Here is a 23,217-nt window from a genome sequence, read left to right as displayed (position 1 = left end):
GGTGGGTGAGGGGATGACACGTCTGGCGCAAGCCCGCATCGAAACGCTCGCCCGCGAGGCGCTGATGCGCCACGGCGCCTGCGAGGATCAGGCTGGGGCGCTGGCCGCCGGCATCGCGGCGGCGGAACGCGACGGCCTGAAATCGCACGGGCTGATGTATCTGCCGACCTATTGCGAGCACCTGACCTGCGGCAAGGTGCTGGGACAGGCCGAGCCGCGCCTGTCGCGGCCGGCTGCGGCGGTCGTCGCCGTCGATGCGGCGAACGGCTTTGCGCATGCGGCAATCGCGCTCGGCCTGCCGGCGTTGATCGAAGCGGCGCGCTCGCAAGGCGTGGCGGCGCTCTCCATACGAAACTCCTACAATTGCGGGGCGCTTGGCTATCACACAGAACGGATCGCCCGAGACGGCCTGGTCGGACTAGGCTTCACCAACGCGCCGGCCTCGATCGCGCCCTGGGGCGGCCGCAAGGCGGCCCTCGGCACCAATCCCTGGTCGTTGGCCGTGCCGGACGGGCAGTGCGGCGCGCGCTTCGTCATCGACCAGAGCGCCAGCGTCGTCGCCAAGAGCGAAGTCATGAAGCGAGCCCGCGCCGGCGAGCCGATCCCGCCCGGCTGGGCCTTCGACGCAACCGGCGAGACGACCACCGACGCCGCCGAAGCGTTGAAGGGCACGATGGCGCCGGCGGGCGGCTACAAGGGCGTCGGCTCCGCATTGCTGGTAGAGATCTTCGCCGCCTGCCTGACCGGAGCGAACCCTGGTCTTGTCGCCAGCCCCTTCTCCGGCACCGCCGGCGGGCCGCCTGGAACCGGCCAGTTCTTCCTGGCGGTCTCGCCCGACGCAACGTCGGCCGGCGCGTTCGCGGGGAATCTGGAAACCGTCGCAGGCGCCTTCGCCGGCGAGGCGAGACTTCCGGGCACGCGGCGTTTCGGCGCGCGCGAACAGAATGGCCAAGGCATCGAGGTGGCGGCCGAAACGCTCACCACGCTCGAAAAGCTCGCGGGCACCGCCGCATGACGGCGATCGCGCTGCGCCCGCCGGAGGTCGTCATGCGCCTGCAGCGGTTGGGCGCGGCGCATCCGACGCGACTTAGCTTCCTGCGCCAGCTCATCCGCCGCGCCACCAGGGAAAAATGGCGTGTCCGCAAGCACCTGTTCGACCTCGACGACAACGGGTTCGGGCGCGTCGTCTATGCGGTCGAGACGCCAACAAGGATCTACAGCCTGGTCGCGTTCTCGACGCCGCTCGACGACGAGCAGCGTTCCGACCGGGTGATCGCGCAGGCCTGGGACACGAGCTACGTGCTTTACGACGGACTGCCAGACCCTGCGGACATCGCACGGCTGGAGGCGAATGCGCCGCTGCAGGAGGCAGGCCGCTACACCAGAAGCGAACTGGTGCTGGCGCGCGCCAACAAAAGCGTGCGGCTGTTCGAGGAAGTCGCCGCTGCACTCGCGCATGGACGGCAGCCGGATGCAGAGCAATTGCTCGGCGTCGGCTACCTGCTGCGCACCACGGCGGTCTACGGCAACGGCAAGTTCGGCGTCGTCGATCGCGACGAGATCGCCGCGCGTCCCGAGCTTGCCGGATCCTTCCAGGCCGAGATGCTCACCGTGTGGCTGATCCGCTCCTTCACGCTCGATCTGGTCGACCACATCGCGCATCGCCGCAACCCGGGCGGCGCGGCAAGGCTGGCGCCGGAACTGCGCCGGGCGCTCGGCGTGGGTAACGCCACGGGGCTCGGCATGGCGCCCTTCCTCGTTCGCCACCCGCTGTTGACGCATAGCTGGTTCCTGGCCCGCGAGACCGCGCTGTCGCGGGTTCGCGCCGAACCACATGCCGGCGAGGCGGAACGGAGAGTTTTCGCGCAGGCGCTTGCCGATCTGCGACAGCGCGTCGCCCGCTGGCACAGCGACGATGACCGCCAGGCCGCCGCGACCCGGTCCCTGGCCGCCGATCTTGATATGCTGGCCGAAAACCTCGATCGGCTTCTGGCGAAACCGCAGCCCTGGGATGCGCTCTATCGCTTCGCCGAAGAAAACTTCTCGCTCGAAGGGCAGGAGGCCTGCGTCTCCCTGATCCTTGAGCCGCATGGCGCCCTGGTCGACGAGCTCGGTGACACGATGAAGGCCGACGAGACGCCTGGACATGCCATCGACGGCAGCGTCACCTGCGGCTCGCTTCGCCAGGCACTTCTCGATGCCTACTCCTGGGCGGATATCGACTTCGCAGACCCGGCCGCCAATGCGCGCTTCTGGTATGTTTCGGCGGAAAAGCTCGAGCCCCGGCTTGGCGAACGTTTCGAGGAGGACGGCGCCGAGCTCGAACAGCCTTTGGCCACTGCGCGCGACGCGCTCGGCCTGGCCGCTGCGTTGGCGCAGGAGCCACCCTCGGCCAGTGTCGCGGACTTTCTGCTGCGCCGGCCCGAATGGCGCCACGCGGTGCGACGCGCCCAGATCGTCGCCAAGTTTCCCTATGCCGAGATTCACGACAATCTGATCGGCGCCGAATTGCGGCCGGTCGACATATTGCGCGCCAAGCTGGCGTTCTTCGGCGCGCGCAGCTTCGATCCCCGCTCGGACCGCTGGCTGCGGATCGCGCTGTTCAGCGGCGAGCCCCTGATCGAGGAAGTCGCGACAGCGGCGTCGGCCGGAGAAGCCGCGTGATCGACCTGTCGCTCAACGAGGTGGAGACGCTCAGCGCCAAGGCCGCGCGAGGCGCCGGATTTTCCTGGGGACTGGCCGAGGATATCGGCCGCGCGGCGCGCCGGATCGCGGTCAAGGACGAGAATTGGGGCATGGCCCTGCTGAGTCTGCTCGAAAATGCGCAGTCCTTCGCGCCGCCCGATCCTGCCCGCGCGGCGCGCTGGCGAAAAGGCGAGGCCGACAAGCCCGCCGAAACGCCGCTCTGTCCGATCCAAACCGCGGCCTTGCTGCTCGACGATCCGCTTCCAGCAAGCGTGCTGCCGCTAACGATCATTGGTGTTGGCCTGCCTGTCTGGCTCGATGCCATGCTGGGCCGCTCGGCCGTGCGCGTGGCGCATCCGGCGCCGCTGCGGACGCCAAGCGCCGATGTCGTCATCGAAGGCCGCGCCGCGATCGCAGCGCCGGTTACGGGCCGGCGCGGCGCCATCGACGGGGACACGCTTGCCGCGCTGAATGCCTTCGCGGCTAGGACCTATGTGCCGGAAAGCGAAAGATCGCGCGTGCGCGGCGCCGGAGGCGGCCGGGTGGACGATGAATAACAAGGGGAGGAAAAAATGAGCGCAGCCGACGGCCAGAAGATCGCCATGCGGGGAGCGGGCTATTATTCCGCCAACACCGTCGGCGCCAAATACGTCATCGACAAGGTCGGCGATCTTGTCGTCGAAGCCGTCGCCAGGATGCCACGATTGGCCGAGGGCCAGCCTTTCGCCATCGCCGATTTCGGCGCGGCGGACGGCGGCACCTCGATGGGCATGATGCGGCGGCTGGTCGGCGCCGTCCGGGAGAGGGAACCGCAGCGGGCGATATCGATCACCTACACGGACCTGCCGCACAATGATTTCTCGACCCTGTTCCGGCTAAGCCAGGGACTGCTGGGAACCTCCACCGAGGTTCCGCTGGCCGAGACGCCCGGGCTCTACATCTTCGGCAGTGGCACCAGCTTCTATCGCCAGATCCTGCCGGACAATTCGCTCTCGTTCGGCTTCTCCGCCACCGCGATGCACTGGATCAGCAAGCGGCCCTGCATGATCGCCGACCATGTCCAGGCGGTCGGCGCGACCGAGGCCGAGCGGGCGCAGTTTCGCGCCCAGGGCCTGCGCGACTGGGAGACGATCCTGCTTGCCAGAGCCCGCGAGCTCAGGTCCGGCGGCAGGTTGGCGCTGGCCAATTTCTGCGTCGACGAGGAAGGGCGCTATCTCGGGCATACTAAAGGGGTCGACATGTTCGACGGTTTCGCCCGCCACTGGCGCGATCTGGCGCGGGCAGGGCGGATCAGCGAGACGGAATATGTCAACGCGACGTTCCAGCAATTCTACAAGACGCCGGATGAGTTCGCCGCGCCCTTCCGCGATCCGGCTTCGCCGGTGTCGCAAGCCGGACTGCGGCTGGAAAAGATCTTCACCATGGTCACGCCGTGCCCCTACGCCGAGGCTTTTCGGGTCCACGGCAATGCGCAGGATTTCGCCAAGGCCTATGTGCCGACGCTCCGCTCCTGGTCGGAAACCGTCTTTGCCAACGCGCTCGATGCCTCGCGCCCCGCCGACGACCGCTCCGCAATCGTCGACGACCTTTACGGCGCCTATGAAGCCGAGGTGGCACGCGCCCCCGAAGGCCACCGCATGGACTACGTCCACTGTGTGACGGAGATCGTCAAGTCGTAAGGGGGCGGGGTCCGCAGGCAACCTTGCAGATCACCGTCGACGGCATCGTCTGTCTCGGGCTGTCCGCGGCCTCGATGGTGCTCCTTTCCGTCCGGAATTGCGTAAAAACAAGGAGGTAGAGCGGTTCGCCGTTTCGGTGAACCGCTCTACCCGCCTCTGTTGGCCTCAGCCGCGACCTTGGCGGCAAGATGGGCCTTGAGGGCGGCGAGATCCTGTCGTGACCAGTCCTTCACGCCCAGCACCGCGCTCCAGGCTTCCACATAGTCCTGCGGCGCATAGACATGGCCGTGGCCGATCGGCGTGGTTGTCGCCACGGCCATGTCGAGGCCGAGCTGCAGCATGGTCACCACCGGGTACCAGCTCAGTTGCGGCGAGACGTCCGGCCCGCGCGGCGCCTTCATCCAGTCGGGCTGCCGGTAGGCGTCGCGGTAGTCGAAGAACACGATCGGGTCGCTGGCATATTGCAGATAGACGACCCTCAGCGGTCCCCAGGGCGTGTCGGGCGCCACCGCCGGGCCGCTCTGGTTCATGAACCGGACCAGGCTGCTGTCGCGGAAGATCGGCAGCCACTGCGGCGAGCCGTTGTTGCGCGTGTCGCTGACCGAGCGCCAGATGCGGCTTTCGAAAGGCGGGCCGCTCCAGAGCGCGCCGCTGATCGGGTCGCCGAAAATCTCGAACAACCCGGCGGACCGTTCGGAGTTCATGGCGCCGAGGCTGAGCCCATGCAAGTAAAGCTTCGGCCGCGACTGTTTCGGCAGGTTCGTCCAGTAGCCATAGATTTCGAGGAACAGCGCGCGGGCCGCCTCGGCGCCGTATCCTGGCTGCGCCAGCAGCGAAAGCGGGCTGCTCAGATACGAATACTGGGTGGCGACGCTGGCGACATCGCCGCGGCACAGATATTCGAGCGCGTCCATCGAAGCCGGATCGATCCATCCGGTGCCGGTCGGTGTGATGACCACGAGCGTGGACTTGTTGAAGCCGCCGGTTCGCTTCAGCTCCTCAAGCGCAAGTTTTGCGCGGGCTTGGGGGTTGTCCGCCGCTCCGAGTCCGACATAGACGCGGACCGGCTGTTGCGCCGGGCGCCCGGTGAAGGCGCCTATCTCGGCGGCGGCGGGACCGTCCGCGATGAACTCGCGGCCGGCGCGGCCGAGCTCGTCCCACTTGACCAGCGAGGCGGGGCTGCCGGTCCTCGACGCCTCGCTCGGCTGCTGGCGCTCCGGTTCCAGCAAAGCGTCGAACTTGGCGTAGGAGGAGTCGAGCGTCTTGAAGATCGCGCGGACCGCGACGTCGCTCACCAGCGACCAGACGAGCAGCGCGGCGATGGCGGCGCCGGCCACATTCGCCAGGCGCCGGGGGATGTAGCGCCTCAATGCCGCGGCTATGGCGCGGATCAGCCAGGCGACGAGGCGCGCCAGCGCCAGCATCACGATGAAGGTGCAGATGGCCAGGGCGCAGACATTGACCGGATGAGCGCTGTCGACGGCGGGCATGCCCATCACCGCGCGAATGGAGTTCTGCCAGGCGCCGGATCGCCACAGCGCCACGATGGCCAGGCCGAGGCAGGGGACCATGATGACCGCCTTCGACAGCGAATGCGCCGGTGCTGGCAGCTCCGGGATCTCCAGATATTTCCACAACCACCGCAAGGCGACGCCAAGTCCGTAGCCGATGGCGAAGCACGCGCCCGCCAGCACGCCTTGCGTCAGATCGGTGCGGGGAACCAGCGTCGGCGTCAGGGCGGCCGCGAAGAACAACATGCCCAGGGCCATGCCGACACCCGACAGCGATCGCCAGACATGAAGCAAACGAGCAGTTGTCACTTGGGCCTTACGTGTCGTGTTGGAGGCCTTACGTGTCGTGTTGGACTGCCGCAGCGTAACGTCGGCTTTCCGATTCGCATATCCCCGGCGCCGCCGGTTCGCTATCGGCCCGGACATCGCCGAAGCCCTGACGCCAAGACATTGTCTGGCTCGCAAGAGCCCGGGTGGACCTATCCCTTCGTTGGCTCTTCGTAGATGCCGACGATGAGGAGCCATGCGCCGGAAATGAGGAAGGCGAACAAAACGATGGTTCCAATAGCCGCGATGTAAAGCCCTATGCTGCGCCCGAGAATAAGCAAGACTGCGCCCAGGACCTCGGCAAGGTAACAAAGTGTGCCGCCCGCAAGCCGCGGCGGGGTCAATCCGATGGAACTCATTCCCGATATGATGGCCACGACATAGCCCCTGACGAATATGAATGTCGCTATGACCCAGAGGAAAAGCCATTCGAAGCCCAGCGCCGGAAGATACTGGTTTCCCAGCAGCGCAAGGCTGCATGCCATGAAGATTGCGCTGAAGCCCGACAGCATGTTGATCGCCCGGTTCTTATGTGTCGTGTTCCGGACGATGCGTTCGGGGTTGATCGAGATCGCGACGAAGATCAACCCGGCTAGACCTGCCGCGCCGCCGCCCACCATGACAAAGAAGTTATCCCATTGCTCCAGCATGATTTGCCCCTCGGGTCCCGAGCTTCGGCCGGCTCGATGGACGCTGGGGTCAAGCTAGCATAGCTGCGCTCCCGAACTCCACGGGGCGAATAGGCGATCGCGCAACTCCTTTCCTTCGAGACGGCCCATCCTTCGAGACGGCCAGTGTCGATGCGCCTACCGCTCCCTGAACGCCCGTGCGAACGAGTCCATCATCGGGCGCACCAGATATGCGAAGAAGGTCCGGTCGCCGGTGCTGATGAAGGCGTCGACCGGGGTGCCGGGATAGAGCTGTTCTCTCTTCACGCCCGCGGGCAGGGCATCGGTGATCTTCAGCTTGGCGCGGAAATAGGGTTCGTGTGTGGCTTGGTCGATCAGCCGATCTGCCGAAATCTCGCTCACGGTGGCCGGCACTTCCGGCGTGAGCCGCGTGTTGAGCGCGGAGAGCCTGAGCTTTGCCGGCTGGCCGACATGCACCTGGTCGATGTCCTTCGGTCGCAGCCTGGCGTCCACCACGAGGCCGGCTGAAGTGGGCAGGATCTCCATGATCTTTTCGCCGGGCGCCACCACGCTGCCTTGCGAATTATAGGCCGAGGACACCACGATGCCCGCCGCCGGCGCAGTGATCGTCGTGCGCTTCAGCACCGCTTGCGCCGCCCGCATCTGCTCCTCGATGTCGGCGAGCTTGGTGCGCACCTCGTCGAGCTTGGTCAGCGCGTCCTCGACGCGCTGGGTGGTGGCGCGTTCGGTCTGCGCCTCTGCCTCGATGATCTGCGTGTTGGCCGAGGCGAGGTCGGCCTCCAGCGCGCCGGCCTGTCCGACGAGGTCGGCCTCCGAGCGCAAGAGCTGCGAATATTCGTTGCGGTCGGTAAGGCCCCTGTCCAGCAGGTCGGTCTTGATGCCGAGCTCCTTCTTCACCACCTCGGCCTGCTGGTCGATGGCCAGCTTCTGCGCGTTCAATCCTTTCACCGACTCGCGATGCATGGCGACGCGCTGCGTCAGGATCGACTGCTCCGAGCGGAATCGCGCCAGCCTGGCGTCGAACTCCTTCTGCTGTTCGCGGATCAGGTTTCCGAACTCCTGCTGGAACGGCGACGGCGCCGGCTCGGCGATCGGCGCCAGCCTGTCCAACCCGTCGCGCTCGGCCTCCAGCCGCGCCGCGCCCGCCTTGAGCGCGATCCATTGTCTAGTCAGCCGGTTGAGATCGGCCTCCGCGGCGGTCCGGTCGAGCAGGATGAGATCCTGGCCTTCGCGCACACGGTCGCCTTCATGCACCAGCAATTGCCTGATGATGCCGCCCTCGCGGTGCTGGATCAGGATGTTGCCGCCGGTCGCCGCGATCGTGCCTTGGGTGATCACCGCGCCTGCCAGCGGTGCGCTCGCTGCCCAATAGCCGAAGCCGCCGACAAGCAGCGCGGTCGCCGCATAGCCGGCAAAGGCGGTGCGGCGGAAATCGGTGCGTGGTCGGCCTTCGAAGGCGAGGCTCTGCGTCATCGTTCAGGACCCGTGGCGTATGGTCGGCGCGGCGCGGATGGTCGGCGCGAACGATCCGGTCACCACCGTGCTCCGCTGCGCCGCTTTAGCCGGCTGGCGCAGCACCTCGGCGCTCGGCCCGAACGCCTCGATCACACCGCCGCGCAAGACCATCACGCGGTCGCAAGCCGAGGCGATCGAAGGGCGATGCGTGATCACGATCGTGGTGACGCCCGCGGCGCGCGCGGCGGCAAGCACGGCTTCCAGCGCGGTCTCTCCGGCGCCGTCGAGATGCGTGCTCGGCTCATCCAGCACCAGGATGCGCGGATTGCCGTAGACGGCGCGCGCCAGCCCGATCCGCTGCCGCTCGCCGCCCGACAGCGTGCCGGCGATCGTCGTCTGGTAGCCGTCGCGCAGCGCAAGGATCAGCTCATGCGCCTCGGCGCGTCTTGCCGCCTCCACGATCGCGGCGTCGTCGGCCTGCGCGTCGAAGCGGGCGATGTTGTCGGCGATCGAGCCGGGGAAAAGCTCCACCTCCTGCGCCAGATAGCCGATATGCCGGCCGAGCTGGTTTTCGTCCCAGGTCCTGAGCTCGGCGCCGTCGATCCTGACCGAACCGCCGCTCGGTTGCGCAGCGCCGACAAGCAGTCGCGCCAGCGTCGATTTTCCGGCGCCGCTCGGGCCGACGATCGCTACCGCTTCGCCGGCGGCAATCGCGAAGCTCAACCGCTTCAGGATAGGCTCGGCGCCGAAGGTGGCATTCGGCGCGATGAAGAAAAGATCCTGCGCGGAGATCGCGCCGGTCGGTTCGGGCAGGAGGAGCTTGCTCGCCTGAGCCGGTTGTGCCGCCAGAGCTCCTCCGAGCCGCGTCCAGGCGCGCCTGGCCTCGCCGAGCTGCCGCCAGGAGCCGATCAACTGGTCGAGCGGCTGCAGCGCGCGCGACGACACCAGCGACGAGGCGAAGATCATGCCGGCCGTCATCTCGCTTTTGAGCACCAGCCAGGCGCCGGTGCCGAGGATCGCCAGCTGCAGCATCATGCGCAGCGCCCGTGAAGCGCCGCTGAAGATCGCGTTGGCGCCGGCCGAACGGTCGTGCAGGACAAGCGCTTCCGCCACATGCCGGCCCCATGCGCGCGCGGCGTTTTCCACCATGCCCATGGCCCGCAGCGTCTCGGCGTTGCGGGAAAAGGCCTGCTCGGCCTGGCTGGCCAAGGCCGAGCGTTCCGCCGAGAGCGCATCGTTCCTGCCGATGGCGGACTGGTTGGCGAAGACCAGAACCACGAGCAGCGCCGCGCCGCCGAGCGTGACCCAGAACAGCAGCGGATGGATCAGGTAGAGCAGGGCGAGGAAGACCGGCGCGAAGGGCAGGTCGAACAGCACCGAAACGCCGCGCGAGCGGATGAAGGCGCAGACCGAGGCGAGGTCGGTGAGCGGCGACGGCGCGCTCCTTGCGCCGAGCGAGGCGGCGAACGTTCTCGCGCCCAGCCTGTCATTGACCGTCGCGGCGATGCGCTGCGTGTAGACGGCGCGGACGGCGTCGAGGAAGCCAAGGAAGCCAAGCGCCGCGACCGCGATGACCGACAGATAGACGAGCGTCTCGACGCTGGAGGAGGGCAGCACCCGGTCATAGACCTGGAGCAGGTAAAGCGGGATCACCAGCAGCAGGAGGTTGACGAGCAGCGAGAACAGCCCGACATCGACGATGGCGCGACGCAAGACGGGCCGCAATCCCGATTGTCCGGTCATTCCCGCACTCCCTCTCGAAGCCCGGATCACGGGCCGTCGCCTAAACGTCTGATTCAGGCATGCCCGTTTGTCGTGTCGAGATGGTGCTGCGTGCTGCTTGTGGTGTTGCTGGACAGCGCCAGCGCCTGGCTTGGCAAGTCGTTCAGCGTATAGGCCTTGATATAGTCGATCTTCATTTCGGCCGGTGTGGCGAGATGGTCTGGCGGCGCGCCTGCCTGGCCGCCCACCGCGAGATCGACCAGCATGTACATCGGCTTGTTCATGTCGGACGGTGTCGCCGCTTCGGCGACCTGCACGCCGTCATAGGTCCAGACCAGCTTGTCCGGTGTCCACAGCAGGCCATAGGTGTGGTAGCCGGCGGTGTCCATGACGTTCACCGTGGATCCGACCGTCGTGTGCTGGCCCGTCTGGTTGGTATGCGCGGTCACCAGCAGCGAATTCGGGTTCTGGCCATACATCTCCATCACGTCGAGCTCCGGCGGCCAGGAGCCGTCTTCCGGCAGCAGCCAGAAGGCCGGCCAGGCGCCGGCGTTTTCTGGCAGGTCGGCTTTCATTTCGAAATAGCCATAGGTCTGCCAGAAGGAGTCATGCGTGGTCAGGATGCCGGAGGTGTATTCGTAATTGTTGATCAGCGGCTTGATGTCGGCCGGCGCCTGCGCCGCGGTGATGGAGAGGACCCCGTCCTGTACGCTGAACGGATGCACCGAGCTGGTCGGGCCGTAATTGGCGTCGATATACCACTGCAGCTCGCCATTGCGGGTGAGCGTGCTGCCGTTCGGCTGTCCCCACCAGAAGTTCGTGTCCCAGACGCCATTGTGGCCGTTCCACAGGCTGAGCGAGTTGAAGTCGTCGCTGAAGGACAGCGTCATGCCGGACTTGTCGATCGGCAGCTCGAACTGGTGAGGCTGCAGCTTGTCGATCGTCGTGTTCTTGAATTCGAGGATTTCGCCCGATCCGAGGTTCAGCACCACATTGGATCCAGCCTGGATCAGGTTCTCGTGGATCGCGGCGAACGACGTGAACCCGTAGCCGTCGAGGCGCACGGTATCGTTCGAGGCGAAATTGACGATCGAGTCGCTCCCGTTGCCCTTCGCGATGATGAAAGTGTCGGCACCGCCGCCACCATCGATCAGGATATCGTTGCCCGGCCCGCCGTCCAGGGTCTGGCCACCCGCCGTGGCGGTGATGATGTTGTCCAGCGCATTGCCGAAGGCGTAATTGTGGGCGTTGGTGACGATGAGGTTTTCGACATTGTCCGGCAGCGTGTAGTTCATCCATGTGCTGATCGTGTCGATACCCTCGCCAGGGTTCTCGACCACCTTGTTGCCCGCCGAATAAAGGTAATAGATGTCGTCGCCGGCGCCGCCATACATGGTGACGTTGACGCCGCCGGCGCCCCATATGGAGTCGTTGCCGCTGGTGCCGTTCAATATCGGCCCGGACGAGGACGCCGAAAGCCAATGGTTGGAAGCGCCGCTATAGTAGAGAGGAACGCCTACCGCGTTGACGACGAAGCTCATCGGACAATCCTTCCGCGCTGCCCCGCCCGGATGGCTTGCTGCAAGGTTCCAGCGATCGCTCCGAACCAACTTGCAACACGGATTATCGTTCCCTAAAACAAACAAATAGTACAGAGAAAATTGCTAATATTTTTATCGATATTTTGAGAAGATAGAATAAGAGGCGTCTAATACAATTATGGCGTGAGAAGATCTCAATTTTACTTAATTTTGCAAGATTTTCTGCCAAAAGTTTGTGCAGGTAGCCGTGGGTGGATGCATTTGTCGCAGCGGAGGCGTCCGCACCGGCCAGCGGTCCCAACCCGCGTCGAGCGAGCGGAACCGAAGTGGAATTGCAGTAAGCCCGGGAGCTGGTGGAGTCGATCGGATTTTGGATCTTTCGAGATCGAATCGCACGCTCACGCCTCGCCCATCGCGATCGACTTTTCGAACGCAGCCGTCAGACCCTTTGCGACGGCCTCGTCGAAGCCTGCTTCGCGCATCATCTCGATCGCGGCGGCGGTGGTGCCGCGATAACCGAGGAAGGCTTCGACCGTGTCGGCGGGAGAGGCGTCCTTCACCTCGAGCATGCGGCCGGTGCCGGTCAGCACCGTGTTGACGGCGCGCTGCGCGACTTCGGGTTTCAGGCCAAACGCAATGGCGTGGCGCATCATGGCGTCTGCCAGAAGGGCAGGGAAGGCCGGGCCCGAGCCGGTCAGGCCGGTGAGATAGTCGATGTCGCGCTCGCTGCCGACCTCGTCCTGAAGGCCGCAGGCGGAAAAGATCGCACGCACGACGGCGCGATCTTCTTTGGTCGTGTCGCTGCTCGCGATCCATGGCGTGTAGGATTTGGCGACCTCGGCCGCCGCGTTGGGCAGCGTGCGCACGACGCGGCGCGTGCCGTGCTTCTGGCCGATCTCGGCAAGGCGGATGCCGGCCATCACCGAGATCACCAGCTTGTCCTTGGCGTCGATGGCAAGCTCGGGCCAGTCCTGCGGCCGCACCGAAAGCAGGATCACGTCCGAGTGGTCGGCGAGCGACTGGTTGTCGTCGGTCCAAAACGCGCCCGCAAAACGATCCGGCCTCGTGCTCCGGTAGGAGAGGGCGAGGTCCTGCGCCTGAACGACGCCGGCTTCCAGGGCGGCGCCCGCGATGGCGCCGCCCAGCCAGCCCGCGCCGCCGACGATGCCCAACCTGATCGAAGCGCTCATTGGTTGCCTCCTTGCCGAGTGCCGCAGCTTGGCGGAGGCAGCCCGTGCTTTCAAGCGCTCATGCGCCGCGCGATGGCCGGCCGGGACGCGGCGCTCCGACATCGTTCAAGCCGCGATGCCTTGTCCGATGTCAAGCGGCGCTGCTGGCCGTGAGAGCAGGCCATGACGGGCCTTTGCCCGCGACAGCCAGAGGCTGGCTGGTCGGAAAATTCTCCAGGGACTCCAATGGCTTGGTTAAGATGCGGTAAAGATCTTACCCGGAATTTCAGTGGATTCAGCCCACACTGAACCGACCCTTGCGACTTTGGACCCCAGACGGCGCTTAAAAGGTCCGGCAAGGCAAGGCAGGGGTCGTGGGCCGCTTCCGGTACTGGGCAGGCTGTGAACCCTTGCGTCCGTTTCGTGCTGATTCACAGGCATCCATTCGGCCGGACCAAGCGGCCGGATCCATAAGAAGGAGAATCGGATGACCAGAGTTCCCCTCAACAGGCTTGCCTGGCTTACGTTGCGCGCCTCGACGGCGCTGGCGCTCACCATCGCCCCCTATCACATGACGCTGGACGGATCGGTCAAGCTCATTCCGGCGGCGGCGCATGCCGAGTCCGAAGGCGGTGGCGGTGGTGGTGGCGGCAGCGGTGGTGGCGGCGGCGGCGAGGGTGGCGACGGCGGTCATGATGGCGGTGACCATGACGGCGGTAACCACGACAGCGGTGATCACAACGGCGGCGATGATCACGGCGGTGGAACCACGGGCTCCGGTGGAACCGGCGGCAACCACGACGACGACCAGGGCGACGACAACGACGACCAGGGCGAGGATCACACTGGCACGTCAGGTACCGGCACGGGCTCCGGCTCCGACGAGACCGATGGCTCGTCTTCGACCACGACGACAGAGACGGACGACTAAGCAATTTCCGGAAAGTGCATTCGCGGGGCGCCGGCGCAACAACATGCGCGGCGCCCTTTGCCATGTGCCAGCCGTTCACTGGTTCGAGGCGATCGCGAAAGGGAGCATTTCCGGAGTTCCCGGCGGCTATCCGATCCATCGTCTGTTCATCGATCGTCGGTTGCCCGATGGCCCTTTGCGCCATTGCGGAGGCGGCGCTGTGGCCTGCAGGCAAAATTTTTGACAACCTTTGTCGGATCGATCCAAGCCCGCCCGTCCTTGGGGCATCGATCAACAAAGGAAGGATATCGAGATATGCCGAGCACCATCCAACTGCACCGCGTCCTGGCGACCAAGCCGGAGAAGGTCTACCGCGCATTCGTCGAGGCCGATGCGCTGGCGAAGTGGCTGCCGCCGAACGGCTTCACCTGCACGGTGCACCAGTTCGAGGGAAAGGTCGGCGGCAGCTACAAGATGTCCTTCCGCAACTTCACCACCGGCGACAGCCACGCCTTCGGCGGCGAGTTCGTCGAGCTCGTTCCGGGCGAGCGCCTGCGCTACACTGACCGCTTCGACGATCCCAACCTGCCGGGCCAGATCGAAGTGACGGTGACCCTGAAGAAAGTGTTGGTCGGCACCGAGATCAACATCACCCAGGCCGGCATTCCGGACGCCATCCCCGCCGAGGCCTGCTATCTCGGCTGGCAGGAATCGCTGCGCAACCTGGCCAAGCTCGTCGAGCCCGAGATCAACCAGTAGGTCCTGACAGCGGGCGGCGGCCGGTGCACCGGCCGCCGCCTTACCCAAGGTAAGCAAAACTTCACCAAGCGCTGATAAAAGCCGCTGCCATGGACCGTAAGATCAACTTCGTCATTGTCCTGATGGCCGCGCTCGCCGCCTTGGCTGCGTACAATATTGCCTACGGCCTGAAGATGGGCGAAATCCGCGGCAGATTGCACTGGGTCGCGCTCGCCGACGATCCGACGCGCTTCTGGAACGTCGTCGTCGGCAACGCGCTGAACATCGCGGCATCGCTGGCCATAATGTGGCTGCTCAATTCGCGCAGCCGCAGATGACGTGAGAGCGGCGTCCTGTTGCCTCACGCCGTTCCTTTCCTACGGCCCCGTCTACACCGCCCTTGTGATGCCGCCGTCGACGCGGATGTTCTGCCCCGTGATGTAGGCCGCCCCGTCCGAGGCCAGGAAGGAGATCGTCGCGGCGATCTCCTCCGAGGTGCCGTAGCGCTTCATCGGCACGCTGTCGCGGCGCTCGTTTGTCGTCGGCAGGCTGTCGATCCAGCCGGGTAGCACATTGTTCATGCGGATGTTGTCGCCCGCATAGGTGTCGGCGAAGATCTTGGTGTAGGCGGCAAGCCCGGCGCGCGCCACGGCCGAGGTCGGGAACATCGCGCTTGGCTCGAACGCCCAGGCGGTCGAGATGTTGATGATGACGCCGCCCTTCTGCTTCTGCATCACCGGCGTCACCAGCCGGGTCGGGCGCACGGCGTTGAGGAAATAGGTGTCGATGCCCTTGTGCCAGTCCTCGTCGCTGATCTCGATGATCTGCGCGCGCGGCCCGTGCCCGGCGCTGTTGACCAGCACGTCGATGCGGCCCCAGCGTTCAATCGCGCCATCGGTGAGGCGCTTCAGGTCTTCGTTCGACTGGTTGGAGCCGGTGACGCCGAAGCCGCCGAGCTCCTTGCCCAGCGCCTCGCCCTTGCCGGAAGAGGAGAGCACGCCGACCTTGAACCCATCCGCCGCAAGGCGCTTCGCCGCCGCAGCGCCCATGCCGCTGCCGCCCGCCGTCACCAGAGCTACCTTTTCGCCTGCCATGTCGCTGTCCACTCGTTGGAATTGTTGGAAGCGCCTCTGTTAGCACGAAGCAGTGCGGGGCACGAACCGGATTGGATTGCACCAGCGAGGGTGACGTGGCGAAAGCGGCGGAGCGACTAATCTCCCCCACGAGGGGGGAGATTGGCGGTTCGCGCGCCGGCTCACATCCTAACGGCGCTCATCGCTACATTCGACGGCCACGTGCCGGCCGCTGGGAGTTCATCCGAAGCGGTTGGCTGGCACGCCATGTACGCCGGGCTTCAGCGAGAACAGACCGCCCTCGAAGGGGTTGGCGGCAAGATGCTCAGCGCTCATCGTGAAGCGAGCGGAGGTCACGAACAGCGTGTCGAGGTCCGCGCCGCCGAAGGCGCAGCTCGTCGGCCAGCTGCAGGGCAGCTCGACGATCCGGTCGAGCCTGCCGTCGGGTGCGATACGGGCGAGGCAGCTTCCGCCAACCACCCTGCAGTTCCAGACATAGCCCTCGGCGTCGAGGCAGGATCCGTCCGGCAGGCCTCGCTCGAAGCCGGTGAAGAAGGGACGTGCTTCGCCGAGCCGTCCAGCCTTCCGGTCCCACCCATAGCTATAGAGCGCGTTCTTCATCGTGTCGGCGGTGATGAAGCGTCCTTCGGACAGCCATACCATCGTGTTGGTGATGCCGAACCGGTCTTCGTTGAGGCGCCTCACATTGCCGCTTGAGCCGACCCGGTAGAGCCGGCCCTCGTCGCTTGCGATGGCCATAGGCGCGTCGTCCGGTCCGATATTGTTGGCCATCGTGCCGACCCAGAACGAGCCGTCCGGCGCCACCACGCCTTCGTTGAGCCTTGTGCCTGGCCGGTCGGCCTCGATCGTCGCCAGCGTCCGGAATGGCCCGCCGAAATCCCAAAGCGCGATGTCCTTGCGCAACCCGACGACGGCGCCGCCGTCGGCGCGCAGTCCGACCGAGGTGACGAGGTCGCCCGTCGGCCAGCTCTCATGCGCTCCGGTGGACGGGTCCAGCCGATGGATCCGGCGACCGATGATGTCGACCCAGACCAGCCGGCCCCGCCGCTCGTCCCAGATCAGGCTCTCGCCGACCACGTCGCGCGCGTCGAAGATCAGGCCGGCTTTCGTTTCACTCATCAGTTTCCTCCGGGTCTGGGAATACGCTTGACATATATCTTTGGTCTGAAATATGAGCAATTGAATAACAACCTGTCATACAGGTTTAGGGGAAGCGGAAATGCAGGAGCAGACAGACCCGCCGGGCGAACCGAACCCTGGCCTGGTCAGCACGGCGATCCAGGCGATCACCCAGCACATCCGCTCTGAAGGCTTGGCGCCGGGCGATCCGTTGCCCAGCGAAGCTGCCATGACGCGCCAGCTCAACGTATCCCGGACGGTCGTGCGCGAAGCCTTCCGCTCGCTGTCGGCGATGCGCCTCATCGACATGAGCGCCGGGCGCCGCGCAACCGTCGCCAAGCTCGACACCGGCGCGATGTCCATGGTCATCGAGCATGGCATCACCACCCAGCAGATCAGTGTCCAGCAGGTCTATGACGTCAGGCGCACCATCGAGATGCGCACCGTGGCGCTTGCCGCGCTCCGCCGCACCGACACCGAGGCTGCGGCCATTGCCCAGTCGGCCAGGCTGATGCGCGAGAATTTCAGGAACCCAGAGGCCGTCATGGAGCATGACATCGCCTTCCACGAGGCGATCGCGGCGGCCTCGCACAATCCGGTCTTTTCGCTGATCGTCACTGCCTTCAGCGGCGTCACGCGCCGCACCTGGGTGATCGGCTGGCGGACCCGCTCCTCCGACGAGGCCCAGCTCAAGATGATCAAGGGCCATGAGGACATCGCCGGCGCCATCCTCAAGGGCGACCCGCGGCTGGCGGCCGAGCACATGGCCGAGCATTTCGACAAGAGCGTCAAGGCGCTCATCGATGCGGGGATTGCCTAGGATGGGGATATGCCGATGAAGATCACCGCCATCGAAACAATCCGCATCGAGGAGCGGCCCAACCTGCTCTGGGTCGAGGTCCATACCGATGAGGGCCTCACTGGGCTTGGAGAGACCTTCTTTCTGTCGCGCACCGTCGAGGAATACCTGCACGAATATGTCGCGCCCAGGGTGATCGGCCGCGACCCGCTGCAGATCGACCTGCTTGCCGCCGACCTCGTCGGCTATCTCGGCTTCCGCTCCAGCGGCGTCGAGGTGCGCGGCAACTCGGCTTTCGACATCGCGCTGTGGGACATTTTCGGCAAGGCCACCGGCCAGCCGGTCGCGCAATTGCTCGGCGGCTTCAGCCGCCGTTCAATCCGCACCTACAACACTTGCGCCGGCACCGAATACATCAAGGACGCCAAGGGCCAGACGACCGCCAATTACGGCATCGGCGCCGGGCGCGACTATGACGACCTCAACGCGTTCCTCACCCGGGCAGGCGACTTGGCCGGGGAACTGCTGGAGGAGGGCATCACGGCCATGAAGATCTGGCCGTTCGACCATGCGGCCGAAAAGACGCGCGGCAACGACATCCCGGCGGCCGACCTGAAGGCGGCGCTCGAACCGTTTGAAAAGATTCGCAAAGCCGTCGGCGACAAGATGGACATCATGGTCGAGTTCCATTCCATGTGGCAGCTTCTGCCGGCCATGAAGATCGCGCGTGCTCTGAAACCCTACGCGACTTACTGGCACGAGGATCCGATCCGCATGGACAGCCTCGGCGACCTGAGGCGCTACGCCGCTGCAAGTCCGGCGCCGATCTCGGCCTCGGAGACGCTGGGCAGCCGCTGGGCATTTCGCGACTTGTTGGAGACGGGAGCGGCCGGCATTGTCATGCTCGACATCTCCTGGTGCGGCGGCCTGTCGGAAGCGCGCAAGATCGCCTCGATGGCCGAGGCCTGGCGGTTGCCGGTCGCCCCGCATGACTGCACCGGTCCGGTCGTGCTTGCCGCCTCGACGCACCTGTCGCTCAACGCGCCCAACGCGCTCGTCCAGGAAAGCGTGCGCGCCTTCTACCGCACCTGGTACCGCGACCTGGTGACAGCGCTGCCGGAAGTGAAGGACGGCATGATCACCGTGCCGCCCGGGCCGGGACTGGGGCTGGCGCTCAATCCGGAACTCGGCCGTTTCTACACCGTCCACCGTCGCGTCAGCGACGGGACAAGCATCTGAAAGATCCAAAGGGAGGAACAGACATGAAGAAACTCACTGCAATGCTATTGCTCGGCGTCGCCCTGATCGGCGGCCAATCCGCGGCCCGCGCCGACGGGCTCAACATCGTCTTCACCCATCATTCGTCGGCCTCGAACACGTTCTGGCAGGCGGTGAAGAAGGGTTTCGACGACGCCTGCGGCAAGGTGGAGGCGACCTGCAACATGGTCTTCACCCAGACCGAGGGCTCGGTCGAGCAGCAGGTCGCCAACATGCGCGCAGCCCTTGCCGCCAAACCTGACGCGCTTTTGACCTCCATCGTCGACGACCACGCCTTCGACGACGTCATCAAGGAAGCACGCGACGCCGGCGTGCTGGTGATCGCCGTCAATGTCGACGACACCGAAGGCGCCAAGGGCAATGCGCGCCAGGCCTTTGTCGGCCAAGGCTTCAAGCCGGCCGGCTATTCGCTCGCCAAGGCGATTTCCGAGAGCTTCCCGAAGGACGGCCCGATCAAGGTGCTGGTCGGCATTTCGGCACCCGGCCAGAACTGGTCCGAAAGCCGCGGCGCCGGCATCATGCAGTTCCTCGAGGAATACAAGGCCGCTCATAAGGACCGCGACGTGTCGTGGGAGCGCATCGACAGCGGCACCGACCTCGCCATCACCTCCGACCGCGTCGGCGCCTATTTGAACGCGCATCCAGACACCACGGCCTATTTCGACACCGGCTTCTGGTGCGCCGGCGTGGCGCGCGTGCTGGCCGATCGGGGCGTGGCGCCGGGCAAGGTGCTGCTCGGCGGCTTCGACCTGGTGCCCGAGGTGCTGCAGCAGATGCAGAAGGGCTATGTACAGGCTCTCGTCGACCAGCAGCCCTACATGCAGGGCTTCATGCCGGTGATGGAGGCCTATCTCAACAAGAAGATCGGCCTTGCCCCGTCGGACATCGACACCGGCCAAGGCATCGTGCGGCCGAACCAGGCCGACAGCATCATGGCGCTCTCCGCGCAAGGGATGAGGTAAGCTCTCTAAATAGCAAGACTTGCATCGGCGGCGCCCGCCGTCGCCGATGCGTCTGAATCCCGAACGACCGGAGCCTTTAATTGAAGCGCCTGTTCAAGACCTATCTCGAAAAACCGGAACTGGCCGGACTGATCCTTCTGGTGCTGCTGATCGTCCTGTTCCAGATCCGCTCGCATGGCGTGTTCCTGAATGCCGACAATCTGCGCGGCATCCTCGGCATCCTGCCGGAGGCCGGCCTCGTCGCCATCGGCGTCACCATCCTGATGATCAGCGGCGAGTTCGACCTCTCGGTCGGATCGGTCTTCGCGCTGATGCCTATGTCGATGGCGGTGCTGATAGTGCATGGCTGGCCGTTCCCGCTGGCGCTGCTCGCCGGACTGCTGGTCTGTGCGGCGATCGGCTTCATCAACGGCTACATCACTATCCGCTTCGCGATCCCCAGCTTCATCACCACGCTCGGCATGTTGTTCATGGCGCGCTCGCTCACCGTCGTGGTGTCGGGCGGCTTCCCGCCGCTGCTGCCCATCGACCTGCCCAACTGGCTGTTCACCTCCTTCGTCGGGCCGGGCAACATGTTCCGCATGTCGTTCCTGTGGTTCGCGGCGGTCGCGGTGCTGACTTCGCTGATGCTGTCGCGCACCAATTTCGGCAACTGGATCAAGGCCACCGGCGGCTTCCTGCCCGCCGCCGCCTCGATGGGCATCCCGACCGCCAGGGTCAAGATCGTCTGCTTCATGCTCTGCTCGGTGCTGTCCGGCTTCGCCGGCATGCTGCAGGTGTTGCGGCTGGGCTCGCCGCTGCCCTCGATCGGCGAGGGGATGGAACTGCAGGCAGTCGCGGCAGCCGTCATCGGCGGCGCCTCGCTCACCGGCGGCATCGGCACCGTGATGGGCGGCATCATCGGCACGACGCTGATCCGAGTCATCGACAACGGGCTGGTGCTCAGCCATGTCGACGCCAACTGGTTCAAGTTCGCCATCGGCTTCCTCACCATCTTCGCCGTCGTCGCCAATGCCTGGATGCGCAAGCGCGCCAAGGCGATCAAGATGGAGGGCTGAAGCGGTGAGCGACGCGATCATCTCGGTGCGCGACCTGCACAAATGGTATTCCGGTGTGCATGCCCTCAAAGGTGTCACGCTCGACTTCAAGCGTGGCGAGGCGCTCGGCCTTGTCGGCGACAACGGCGCCGGCAAATCCACGCTGATCAACATCCTGTCTGGCGTCCACCGCGCCGACAAGGGCGAGATCAAGGTCGAGGGCAGGGAAGTCAGCATCGCCACGCCGCGCGATGCGATGGATCTCGGCATTGAGACCATCTACCAGTACAACTCCATGGTCCCCACCATGTCGATCGCCAGGAACCTGTTCATCGGCCGCGAGCCGACGCGCTTCTCGGTTTTTGGCGTCGGCATCCTCGACCAGAAGAAGATGGCCGAGGAAAGCATCCGGGCGATTGCCAATGTCGACCTGCATCTGCGCTCTCCCGACGCGCTGGTCGGAGAGTTGTCGGGCGGTCAGCGCCAGGGCGTGGCCATCGCGCGCGCCATGCATTTCAAGTCGAAGGTGATGATCCTCGACGAGCCGACCAACCATCTGTCGGTCAAGGAGACCAACAAGGTGATCGGCTTCGTGCGCGGCCTGAAGGAGCAGGGGGTGACCGGCGTCTTCATCAGCCACAACATGCATCACGTCTTCGACTGCTGCGATCGCGTCGTGGCGATGGCGCGCGGCGAGGTGGTGCTGGACAAGCGCGTCGCCGACACCTCGATCGACGAAGTCCACTCTGTTTTATGAGGAGGAGCCGATGAAGACGCTCGCTGGTCGCAAGGTGCTGCTGACGGGCGGCTTAGGGTCGCTCGGCCGGGCCCAGGCGGTGACGCTGGCGCGGGCCGGCGCGCGCGTGCTGGTGCTCGATCGGCCGGAGGCGGAGAACGGGCCGGGCATCGTCGCCGATCTGGCCGGCGAGGCCAGCGGCGACATCGCCTTCGTCGGCTGCGATCTCAACCGGCTGGCCGAGGCGGAAGCGGCGGTCGCCGCGCTGGCGGCGAAGGAAGGCGGCATCGACATCCTGATCAACAACGCGGCGCTGATCATCAACCGGCCGTTCGAGGAATTCTCGCTCGTCGAGTATGAGGACCAGATCCGCGTCAACTCTTCGGCCGCCTTCGCGCTCGCGCGGGCCTGCGCTCCGGGCATGAAGGCCAAGGGCTACGGCAAGATCGTCAACTTCTGCTCGATCACGCTCAATGGCCGTTGGGATGGCTACGTGCCCTATGTTGCATCGAAAGGCGCCATGCTCGGCCTCACCAAGTCGCTGGCGCGCGAGCTCGGGCCGCATGGCATCAGGGTCAACGCCGTATCGCCGGGCGCGGTGGTCTCCGAGGCGGAAGAGCGCGTCTTCGGCGACCGGCTGCAGGAGTACAATGACTGGATCCTCGCCAACCAGAGCCTGAAGAAGCGCATCGAGCCGGGCAACATCGCCGATCTCGTGCTGTTCCTCGTCTCGCCGGCTTCGGACATGATCAGCGGCCAGAACATCGCCGTCGACGGCGGCTGGTGAGGGCATGGTCGGCGCGATCGAGCTGAACGACGGGCAGTCGAGACTGGCCCTGGCGCCTGAGAAGGGCGCTGCGATCGCCCGCTATGACGCTCTGGTCGTCGGCACCGCGCCAGTTCCGCTGCTGAAGCCAGGCGATGGCACCGGCGCGTCCGGCTGCCAGCTCCTCGTGCCATGGTCGAACCGCATTTCCGGCGGCGGCTTCACCTTCGACGGCCGCTTCCATGCCGTCCAGCCGAATGTGCCAGACGAAGCCTTCCCGATCCATGGCGACGGTTTCCAGAAGCCGTGGCGGCTTGTCCGTCAGACCGACATCGATGCCGAGCTGGTGCTCGACGACGGTGCGATCGGCCCTTACCGCTATTCAGCCTCCGCCACCTATGCGCTGCGCGACGGCGCGCTAAACGTGCGCCTGACGGTGGAGAACCGCGCCGGCATGCGCCTGCCTTATGGTCTCGGTTTTCATCCCTGGTTTCCGCGCGGCGAGAAAACCGCGCTGCAGGCGAAGGCGAAGCGTGTCTGGCTGGAGGACGAGCGCCATCTGCCAACGGGCGTGGTGCCGGTGAGCGAGCATCCGGGCTGGGATTTCTCGCGCCCCGTCCCGCTGCCGCAGGGCTGGGTGAACAACGCCTTCGATGGCTGGGACGGCCGCGCCTTGATCGTGCAGCCGGAGGAGGGGATCAAGGTCACGCTGAACGCCTCGCCGGAGCTCGACGTCTATATCCTCTATTCGTCATCCTCCGACGCCGGCTTCTTCTGCTTCGAACCGGTCTCGCACCCGGTCGACGCGCATCACGGCGAGGGGCTTACGGCGCTGGACCATGGGCAGACGATGAGCGCGACGATGCGGCTGGAGTGGGAGATTGCGCAGACTGATTGAGGAAGCGCCGGCAGCGAAACAGCCAATCTCCCCCCTTGTGGGCATAGGCGCTAAGATAGGGATTGCGGCGCGGAATCGGTTGTGATTCTACGCTGGGGATGACACACGAATCGCTTGTTGATGACGGCTGGGCCGAGACGA

General features: G+C 65.5%; 22 protein-coding genes. 14 read left to right on the top strand and 8 right to left on the bottom strand.

Features of this window, described 5'->3' with window-relative positions:
* The first annotated feature begins 13 nt into the window (after positions 1-13).
* From RFM41_RS26410 to RFM41_RS26395, 4 genes are read left to right on the top strand one after another with little or no spacing between them, the layout of a single operon-like run.
* A complete protein-coding gene (locus tag RFM41_RS26410) occupies positions 14-1,015 on the top strand; it encodes an Ldh family oxidoreductase (protein WP_320252459.1) in 1,002 nt (333 codons plus the stop codon).
* Positions 1,012-2,664 (top strand): hypothetical protein, encoded by a 1,653-nt coding sequence (locus tag RFM41_RS26405; protein WP_320252460.1) that lies wholly within the window; start codon positions 1,012-1,014, stop codon positions 2,662-2,664. The genes RFM41_RS26410 and RFM41_RS26405 overlap by 4 nt, the downstream gene beginning before the upstream one ends.
* The gene (locus RFM41_RS26400; protein WP_320252461.1) at positions 2,661-3,242 is read left to right on the top strand and encodes a DUF3726 domain-containing protein; all 582 of its coding nucleotides are present in this window, start codon (positions 2,661-2,663) and stop codon (positions 3,240-3,242) included. The genes RFM41_RS26405 and RFM41_RS26400 overlap by 4 nt, the downstream gene beginning before the upstream one ends.
* Before the next feature lie 15 nt (positions 3,243-3,257).
* Positions 3,258-4,364, top strand: coding sequence for a class I SAM-dependent methyltransferase (locus RFM41_RS26395; RefSeq protein WP_320252462.1), 1,107 nt, complete (start codon positions 3,258-3,260; stop codon positions 4,362-4,364).
* A gap of 146 nt (positions 4,365-4,510) precedes the next feature.
* Here the strand turns inward: RFM41_RS26395 and RFM41_RS26390 are convergent, their stop codons facing one another.
* From RFM41_RS26390 to RFM41_RS26365, 6 genes are all read right to left on the bottom strand, one after another.
* Entirely contained in the window at positions 4,511-6,133 is a 1,623-nt protein-coding gene (locus RFM41_RS26390) for an alpha/beta hydrolase (protein ID WP_320252483.1), read from the bottom strand.
* A gap of 221 nt (positions 6,134-6,354) precedes the next feature.
* Positions 6,355-6,852, bottom strand: coding sequence for a hypothetical protein (locus tag RFM41_RS26385; protein ID WP_320252463.1), 498 nt, complete (start codon positions 6,850-6,852; stop codon positions 6,355-6,357).
* Positions 6,853-7,008: 156 nt separating this feature from the next.
* Positions 7,009-8,325 (bottom strand): HlyD family type I secretion periplasmic adaptor subunit, encoded by a 1,317-nt coding sequence (locus tag RFM41_RS26380; protein ID WP_320252464.1) that lies wholly within the window; start codon positions 8,323-8,325, stop codon positions 7,009-7,011.
* Positions 8,326-8,328: 3 nt separating this feature from the next.
* Entirely contained in the window at positions 8,329-10,050 is a 1,722-nt protein-coding gene (locus tag RFM41_RS26375; RefSeq protein ID WP_320252465.1) for a type I secretion system permease/ATPase, read from the bottom strand.
* A gap of 53 nt (positions 10,051-10,103) precedes the next feature.
* On the bottom strand, positions 10,104-11,570 hold the full coding sequence (gene eglC / locus RFM41_RS26370; protein WP_320252466.1) for an endo-1,3-1,4-beta-glycanase EglC: 1,467 nt from the start codon (positions 11,568-11,570) through the stop codon (positions 10,104-10,106).
* 398 nt (positions 11,571-11,968) lie between these two features.
* Positions 11,969-12,760, bottom strand: coding sequence for a pyrroline-5-carboxylate reductase family protein (locus tag RFM41_RS26365; protein ID WP_320252467.1), 792 nt, complete (start codon positions 12,758-12,760; stop codon positions 11,969-11,971).
* Positions 12,761-13,226: 466 nt separating this feature from the next.
* Here RFM41_RS26365 and RFM41_RS26360 point away from each other — a divergent pair, with 466 nt between their 5' ends.
* The 3 genes from RFM41_RS26360 (at position 13,227) to RFM41_RS26350 (ending at position 14,725) form a co-directional block, all read left to right on the top strand.
* Positions 13,227-13,670 carry a hypothetical protein gene (locus tag RFM41_RS26360; protein WP_320252468.1) on the top strand — a complete coding sequence of 148 codons (444 nt, stop codon included), beginning with the start codon at positions 13,227-13,229 and terminating at the stop codon, positions 13,668-13,670.
* Between the two features lie 294 nt (positions 13,671-13,964).
* Positions 13,965-14,408 carry an SRPBCC family protein gene (locus RFM41_RS26355; RefSeq protein WP_320252469.1) on the top strand — a complete coding sequence of 148 codons (444 nt, stop codon included), beginning with the start codon at positions 13,965-13,967 and terminating at the stop codon, positions 14,406-14,408.
* 89 nt (positions 14,409-14,497) lie between these two features.
* Positions 14,498-14,725 carry a hypothetical protein gene (locus tag RFM41_RS26350; protein WP_320252470.1) on the top strand — a complete coding sequence of 76 codons (228 nt, stop codon included), beginning with the start codon at positions 14,498-14,500 and terminating at the stop codon, positions 14,723-14,725.
* A gap of 51 nt (positions 14,726-14,776) precedes the next feature.
* Here the strand turns inward: RFM41_RS26350 and RFM41_RS26345 are convergent, their stop codons facing one another.
* On the bottom strand, positions 14,777-15,481 hold the full coding sequence (locus tag RFM41_RS26345; protein ID WP_320252471.1) for an SDR family oxidoreductase: 705 nt from the start codon (positions 15,479-15,481) through the stop codon (positions 14,777-14,779).
* Positions 15,482-15,700: 219 nt separating this feature from the next.
* Positions 15,701-16,600, bottom strand: a complete 900-nt coding sequence (locus RFM41_RS26340; RefSeq protein WP_320252472.1) for an SMP-30/gluconolactonase/LRE family protein — start codon at positions 16,598-16,600, stop codon at positions 15,701-15,703.
* A 100-nt stretch (positions 16,601-16,700) separates the two neighbouring features.
* On the opposite strand from RFM41_RS26340, the gene RFM41_RS26335 reads away from it, so the two are divergent.
* From RFM41_RS26335 to RFM41_RS26305, 7 genes are all read left to right on the top strand, one after another.
* Positions 16,701-17,420: a FadR/GntR family transcriptional regulator gene (locus tag RFM41_RS26335; RefSeq protein WP_320252473.1), complete on the top strand. Its 720-nt coding sequence runs from the start codon at positions 16,701-16,703 to the stop codon at positions 17,418-17,420.
* Positions 17,421-17,435: 15 nt separating this feature from the next.
* A complete protein-coding gene (locus tag RFM41_RS26330; RefSeq protein ID WP_320252474.1) occupies positions 17,436-18,638 on the top strand; it encodes a mandelate racemase/muconate lactonizing enzyme family protein in 1,203 nt (400 codons plus the stop codon).
* Between the two features lie 23 nt (positions 18,639-18,661).
* Positions 18,662-19,639: a sugar ABC transporter substrate-binding protein gene (locus RFM41_RS26325; RefSeq protein WP_320252475.1), complete on the top strand. Its 978-nt coding sequence runs from the start codon at positions 18,662-18,664 to the stop codon at positions 19,637-19,639.
* Positions 19,640-19,719: 80 nt separating this feature from the next.
* The gene (locus RFM41_RS26320) at positions 19,720-20,697 is read left to right on the top strand and encodes an ABC transporter permease (RefSeq protein ID WP_320252476.1); all 978 of its coding nucleotides are present in this window, start codon (positions 19,720-19,722) and stop codon (positions 20,695-20,697) included.
* A 4-nt stretch (positions 20,698-20,701) separates the two neighbouring features.
* The gene (locus RFM41_RS26315; protein WP_320252477.1) at positions 20,702-21,433 is read left to right on the top strand and encodes an ATP-binding cassette domain-containing protein; all 732 of its coding nucleotides are present in this window, start codon (positions 20,702-20,704) and stop codon (positions 21,431-21,433) included.
* A gap of 10 nt (positions 21,434-21,443) precedes the next feature.
* Complete coding sequence (locus RFM41_RS26310; RefSeq protein ID WP_320252478.1) at positions 21,444-22,199, top strand: SDR family oxidoreductase; 756 nt, start codon at positions 21,444-21,446, stop codon at positions 22,197-22,199.
* A 4-nt stretch (positions 22,200-22,203) separates the two neighbouring features.
* Positions 22,204-23,076 carry an aldose 1-epimerase gene (locus tag RFM41_RS26305; RefSeq protein ID WP_320252479.1) on the top strand — a complete coding sequence of 291 codons (873 nt, stop codon included), beginning with the start codon at positions 22,204-22,206 and terminating at the stop codon, positions 23,074-23,076.
* Positions 23,077-23,217: the final 141 nt, after the last annotated feature.

The organism is Mesorhizobium vachelliae, assembly GCF_033977325.1.
Taxonomy (GTDB): Bacteria; Pseudomonadota; Alphaproteobacteria; order Rhizobiales; family Rhizobiaceae; genus Mesorhizobium; species Mesorhizobium vachelliae.
This window is presented reverse-complemented; position numbering and strand designations above follow the sequence as displayed.